At 59.6% G+C, this 6,330-nt stretch carries 6 protein-coding genes; 4 read left to right on the plus strand and 2 right to left on the minus strand.

Features of this window, described 5'->3' with window-relative positions:
- The coding region (locus AC1DLB_RS18240; RefSeq protein WP_477785395.1) for a helix-turn-helix transcriptional regulator at positions 1-808 on the minus strand (808 nt) is incomplete at its 3' end.
- A gap of 584 nt (positions 809-1,392) precedes the next feature.
- Between AC1DLB_RS18240 and AC1DLB_RS18245 the strand changes: the two genes are divergently transcribed.
- From AC1DLB_RS18245 to AC1DLB_RS18260, 4 genes are all read left to right on the plus strand, one after another.
- Positions 1,393-2,742, plus strand: coding sequence for an MFS transporter (locus tag AC1DLB_RS18245; protein ID WP_258673641.1), 1,350 nt, complete (start codon positions 1,393-1,395; stop codon positions 2,740-2,742).
- Positions 2,743-2,840: 98 nt separating this feature from the next.
- Entirely contained in the window at positions 2,841-3,533 is a 693-nt protein-coding gene (locus tag AC1DLB_RS18250; RefSeq protein ID WP_477785396.1) for a fumarylacetoacetate hydrolase family protein, read from the plus strand.
- A 43-nt stretch (positions 3,534-3,576) separates the two neighbouring features.
- Complete coding sequence (locus AC1DLB_RS18255) at positions 3,577-4,335, plus strand: SDR family oxidoreductase (RefSeq protein WP_230172133.1); 759 nt, start codon at positions 3,577-3,579, stop codon at positions 4,333-4,335.
- Positions 4,336-4,369: 34 nt separating this feature from the next.
- Complete coding sequence (locus AC1DLB_RS18260) at positions 4,370-5,326, plus strand: 2-hydroxyacid dehydrogenase (protein WP_477743973.1); 957 nt, start codon at positions 4,370-4,372, stop codon at positions 5,324-5,326.
- 98 nt (positions 5,327-5,424) lie between these two features.
- Here the strand turns inward: AC1DLB_RS18260 and AC1DLB_RS18265 are convergent.
- A partial coding sequence (locus AC1DLB_RS18265) for an efflux RND transporter permease subunit (RefSeq protein ID WP_477785397.1) occupies positions 5,425-6,330 on the minus strand: 906 nt, incomplete at its 5' end.

The following is a 6,330-nucleotide window of genomic DNA, read 5'->3' on the forward strand; positions in this document are numbered from 1 at the left end:
ACCTCGCCACCTCCCCCACCGGTCGTGTCCCATTGAGCAAATAATTGCGTGCCGCGTGCATCCTGCGCTCGAGCACCAGCTCAGTGAAGGTCTTGCCGATTTCCTTGCGCAACCAGTGCGTCAGGTACGTCGGTGACAGGTAAGTCGCAGCAGCCACCTTGATCAGGTTGAGGTCGGGATCGGCAATGTTCTTGCGCAAGTATTCGGACATCCTGCTCAGCGCATCGCGTCGGCTGACTTCGGCGGCATTCTCCTCGGCCAACCGCTTGAGCGGCTCGGCATACAAGGCACAAACGCTCCCCACCAGTTGCAGCAACAATCCCTTGAGCATCTCGCGAGTGCCGAACTGACGGTTTTCATCGAGCACGCGCATCTGTTCGATCAGGGCACAGACTTTGCTGAAATCTTCATCGGACAGAATGAAATCCAGATGCTCCTGAAAGCGGAACGGCGACAACTCGGGTGCCAGCAGAATCGAGACCTCCTCCAGGTCCATCGGGTCGCACTGCAAATGCGGCAACAGGAAGGTCTGGGAAAAGTTGATCACCATGAAATTGCTGTCGGCCGGATGCGGAATCACGTGCACGCGATGCGGCAGGATGAAGGCCAGCGTGTTGCGCGGAAACGGCCGCTCGACGTTGCCGATGTGCTGCACGGTATCGCCACCGAGGTTGACCTGGATCTGGAAATACTCATGGCGATGCGGGCTGGTTTCGGGGCGCCGGCCCTTTTTGTCGCGGATGTAAAAGTCCGTCAATTCGCTGCGTTGCTGCATGACGTAAGTGGGTACTCGACTCGGTGACGACATCGCCTGAGGATCCTCGACAGGTACATGGACAGGTTGTCGTCGCGCCGCGACGCAGGCGGCGACCGCAGTGATTGTGAAGGCAGACACCGCTGGCTTCAACATGTCATAGGATGACAACGAAACACAGAGAATTAATTGTATCCGTGTGTGATGTGTCGCCTGTCCAAAAAACTACGAGCGCAAAAAAATATTTAATCTTTTAAAAACATATATTTACGAAGTAAATAACGCATAACGAAGGAAATGAGTCGATTTGATTTCTCTTGGACACCTGCATGAATCACCTTTTACAGGAGAAAAAACGATCTAACGCCTCCGTTGATTTTGAGAGGTTGTACGACCACTGTAATAACCAATGCAGCCCGACCCTTCCAAAAACAATCAAAAGGTGCGCTCGTGATGAACCTGCTTTTTTCCCTCGCCAACCCTCCCCCGACCGAGCCAGTCCGAAGGCGTATCTGAGCGCCTGACAGTAGCTGTCCGCGCCCTCATTCAAGTAGCGATTGCCCTGCCCCGGCACTGGGGGCATCGGCTTCGGCTGCGCGCGAACATCTCGATTCTCCTAACAATAAGAAGGTCTACCCATGTCGAATTCGCAAACCTCCCCGTCCACCGCGCCGTCGGTGAGCGCCGGCGCCCGGGACGCCCTGTTGCCTCAGCGACTACCGACGCGTCGGCGCTGGTTCATGCTGTCATTGCTGCTGATTGCGACCATCATCAACTACATCGACCGCGTAAATATCTCGATTGCCGCACCGTTCATGGCCAAGGACCTGGGCCTGGACAAGATCGAAATGGGCCTGATTTTTTCCGCGTTTGCCTGGACCTACGCACTCGCTCTGGTCCCCGCCGGGTTCATCGCCGATCGCTTCGGTTCCCGGTTCACCTACGGGGTGTCGCTGATCAGTTGGTCGACGGTCACCGTGTGCCAAGGCTTTGCCACTGGGTTCGCTTCGCTGTTCGGGCTGCGCCTGGCTGTCGGCGCCATGGAAGCTCCAGCGTTTCCGGCCAACAGCCGAGCGGTCACGGTGTGGTTCCCGGCCCGCGAACGGGGCCTGGCCAGCAGCATTTACGTGTGCGGCCAGTATCTGGGCACGGCATTGTTTACCGGCATGCTGTTATGGCTGGCCACGACCTATGACTGGCGCCATGTTTTCTACAGCACCGGGATACTCGGCATTGTGTTTGGTGTGATCTGGCTCTACGTGTACCGCGATCCGCTGAGCTGCAAGAACGTCAGCCAGGAAGAACTGAAGTACATCGAAGCCGGCGGTGGACTGGTCAAGAGCAGTCAGGAGCGCACCCGGTTCAACTGGCGGCAGATCGCCGAGCTGTTCAGCTATCGGCAGATCTGGGCGATTTGCATCGGCAAGTTCGCCAGCACCTCGGCGTTGTACTTCTTCCTGACCTGGTTCCCGACGTACCTGATCGAAGAACGCAAGCTGACCATGATCAAGGCCGGGGTCTTCGCCGTGCTGCCGTTCGTAGGTGCAACGGTCGGCATTCTGCTGGCCGGCATCGTCTCCGACTTGCTGATCCGTCGTGGTTACTCAATGTCCTTCGCTCGCAAGTTGCCATTGGTGGTCGGCTCGATGCTGGGGATGTCGATTGTGCTGGTGAATTTCACCGACTCGAACGTGATCTGCATTGCCGTTCTGACCATTGCCTTCTTCGCCCAGGGAATCGCCTCCTCGTCGTGGGCGGCGGTGTCGGAAGTCGCGCCGAAGGAGTTGATCGGATTGACCGGCGGGGTCACCAGCCTGGCCGCCAACATCGGCGGGATCGTCACCCCGATTGTGATTGGCGGAATCGTCCACGCAACAGGCTCGTTTGCCTACGCCTTCTGGTTCATTGGCGGCGTGGCACTGATGGGGACCTTGTCCTATTCGTTGCTGCTCGGTCGCTTGTATCGCATCGAACTCAAGGCGCGCTGAGCCAAGAAACCGTTTTTCTCCAACACGAGGCGGCTTTCGTCCAACTTTGCAAAAGATTGCCGCCGTACGCTGACGCTTCAAACAGGACGACTACAAAAATGACGATGACCGAGTACGTGTTTACCCCGGACCTGCCCGTGACCTTGCCAGTCGTGGGCAGCCAGCAACGCTTTCCCGTTGGCCGAGTATTTTGCGTCGGCCGCAACTACCCTTGGCCAGACACCCAAGGCCAGTCCCGCCAGCCGCCGGTGTTCTTCATGAAACYGGCGAGCAACGTGGTGGATGCGACGGGCGAAGTGACTTTCCCGCCATTGACCGAAGAGTTTGTCCACGAAATCGAATTGGTCGTGGCCATCGGCGAAGGCGGCGCCAATATTCCGGAGAGTCAGGCGCTGGCCTATGTCTGGGGCTATGCCGTCGGCCTTGACCTGACCCGCCGTGATGTCCAGCGTGCGGCCAAAAGCAATGGCTTGCCGTGGGAAGGTGCCAAGGTGTTTGACGGCGCCGCGCCGATGACCGCCATCGTGCCGGTGACTCGCGCCGGACACCCGGACGGCGAATTGTGGCTGAACGTCAACGGCGAAGAGCGCCAACGCGACAGCCTCGACAGCCAGATCTGGTCGGTCAGTGAAATCATCAGCCGCATCTCGCAATCGGTAGCGCTCCGGGCCGGTGACTTGATCATGACCGGCAGCCCGGCGGGCGTCGATGCGCTGCAACCGGGCGACATCATCAATGCCGGGATCGACGGCATCGGCCAACTGGAAATGCGCGTCGGTCAGCGACCTTGAACCCGACGTACGCTCTCGTGAATCGAAAAAAGGAGATAACAACATGTCCAGTCCTTTGAAAGTGGCCCTGGTCACCGGCGCCGGCAGCGGAATCGGCCGCGCCGTGGCGCTGGCTCTGATGGCAGACGGATTCACTCTGGTGTTGGCCGGTCGCCGAGCGGAGCCTTTGCAGGCCTTGGTCGAATTGGCGCTCAGCGAAGGACACGAAGCGTTGGCGGTGCCCACTGATGTGCGCGACCCGGCCAGCGTCGATGCGCTGTTTGCCACCATCACCGAGGTATACGGACGCCTCGACGTGGTGTTCAACAACGCCGGGGTCAACGCCCCTGCTGTGCCGCTCGATGAGCTGACGTTCGAGCAGTGGCGAAACGTGATCGACACCAACCTCAACGGCGTTTTCCTCTGCGCCCGTGGAGCCTTCGCACTGATGCGCCGGCAACAGCCACAGGGCGGACGCATCATCAATAACGGCTCGATCTCGGCGCATACCCCACGCCCCTTCAGCAGCGCCTACACCGCCAGCAAACATGCGGTGCTGGGGCTGACCAAATCCCTGGCCCTGGACGGGCGCGAATTCAACATCGCCTGCAGCCAGATCGACATTGGCAACGCCCTGACCGAAATGTCGGTGCGCATGACCAAAGGCGTGCGCCAGGCCAACGGCACCATCGCCGTGGAGCCGATGGTGGACGTCAAACATGTGGCCGATGCCGTGCGTTACATCGCCGGCCTGCCGCTGGAAGCGAACGTCCTGAACATGACCGTCATGGCCAGTGCCATGCCGTTTGCCGGTCGCGGTTAAACCGGCCTTCTTAATTCCGCTACACGAGGTTTACATGAAGTCAGAAGTCTTGCAGCTCAGCCCGATCCTGATCCCTGAAATCAACGCGCGGCTCGATGAGCTGTTTACCGTCAGACGTTACTTCCAGCAGGCCGACAAGCAGGCTTATTTGCAGGAACACGGTGCGAACATTCGCGGGGTGATCACCGGCGGGCATACCGGGATCAGCCAGGCGCTGATGGTGCAACTACCGAAACTGGAAGTGGTGGCGGTCAACGGCGTGGGTACCGATGCGGTGGATCTGGCTTACGCCCGGGATCGCGGAATCCGCGTAACAGCAACCATCGGAGCGCTGACCGAAGACGTCGCCGACCTGGCCATCGGATTGTTGATTGCCGTGTGCCGGGGTCTGTGCACCAGTGATCGTTATGTGCGTTCGGGCCAATGGCCCCATAGCCCGACGCCGTTGGCTCCGTTGCCGTTGGCACGTCAGGTGTCGGGCATGCGCATCGGCATCGTCGGCATGGGCCGGGTCGGCCGTGCCGTGGCGACCCGGGCCGCGGCGTTCGGCTGCCCGATCAGTTACACCGATCTGCAGCCGATGAGCGACGTGAACCACACGTTCATCGCCGATCTGAAGCAGCTGGCCAGCAACAGTGATGCACTGATTCTCGCGGCCGCCGCCGACAAGGCTGAAGCCATCATCAATGCCGAGGTGCTGCAGGCACTGGGCAAGGACGGGTATCTGATCAACGTGGCGCGCGGCAAGCTGGTCAACGAGGTCGATCTGGTGACGGCACTGGCCGCTGGAGAGATCGCAGGTGCGGCACTGGATGTGTTTGTCGATGAACCGAACGTCCCCGAGACACTGTTTGCCAACGAGAACGTGGTACTGCAGCCCCATCGCGCGAGTGCGACGCTGCAGACTCGCACGCGAATGGGAGAGATGGTGGTGGCGAGCCTGGTGGACAGTTTCGCCGGGAGAATACCGCAGGGGTCTGTGACTGACTGAACGTTGGCCGCCGAGGAGACGTTGCGTCCCCTCGGCGGTTCGGTGTCAGGTAAACAGCCACGTCGACGCCCACTAAAGCAGCACGCTATGGCCTACGGCTAAAGCTCTGTGGTTTGGTGAACGTCGAGAGGACGAGGTGGCGTCCTATCCACCAGGCTTGCTTGCTTATTGGCTGGTTCAGTTTTCCCCGCATGGTCAGGACGGATCTTGAACCAGATGGAGTACATCGCTGGCAGGAACACCAGCGTCATGATGGTTCCGACAAACGTGCCTCCGATCAGCGTGTAGGCCAGCGTCCCCCAGAAGACGGAGTGTGTCAGGGGAATGAATGCCAGGATTGCCGCCAGCGCTGTCAGCAGTACCGGGCGGGCACGTTGGACCGTGGCTTCGACCACCGCGTGAAACGGATCCAGCCCTTCTTGGGCGTTGTGATGGATTTGCCCAATCAGAATCAGCGTATTGCGCATCAAAATGCCTGAAAGGGCGATTAGACCTACCAGAGCGTTGATACCAAACGGCTGCTGGAAGATAAGCAGTGTCGGCACCACACCAATCAACCCCAGTGGCGAGGTGAGGAACACCATGACCATCGCCGAGATCGAACGTACCTGCAGAATAATGATCAGCAGCGTCATGGCAATCATGATCGGGAACAGCGGCAACATCGCTTTACCGGCTTTGCCCGACTCCTCGATTGCACCCGCCTGCTCGATCCGGTACCCGTCAGGCAGCTGGTCGATGACCGGCTGCAGCTCTTTCATGATCACGCTCGAGACGTCCGGTGGCTGCAAGCCTTCGGCAATGTCGCCGCGCACGGTAATGGTCGGCGTGCGGTCACGACGTCGGAGGATCGGATCCTCCATACGAACATCGACCTCTCCCACCTGAGACAGCGGAATCCGCTGACCCGCCGAGCCTACCAGCGTAAATCCTTCTATCCTGGCGGGATCGAGCCGGATATCACCCGCTGCGCGACCGACCACCTGCTCCGAACGAATGTCCTC

The organism is Pseudomonas sp. 05N434 (assembly GCF_056396965.1).

Excerpts from the sequence above, each read along its gene's own strand:
- AC1DLB_RS18255 (WP_230172133.1), top strand. The coding sequence starts at position 3,577 with ATGTCCAGTCCTTTGAAAGTGGCCCTGGTCACCGGCGCCGGCAGCGGA.
- AC1DLB_RS18260 (WP_477743973.1), top strand. The coding sequence starts at position 4,370 with ATGAAGTCAGAAGTCTTGCAGCTCAGCCCGATCCTGATCCCTGAAATC.
- AC1DLB_RS18245 (WP_258673641.1), top strand. The coding sequence starts at position 1,393 with ATGTCGAATTCGCAAACCTCCCCGTCCACCGCGCCGTCGGTGAGCGCC.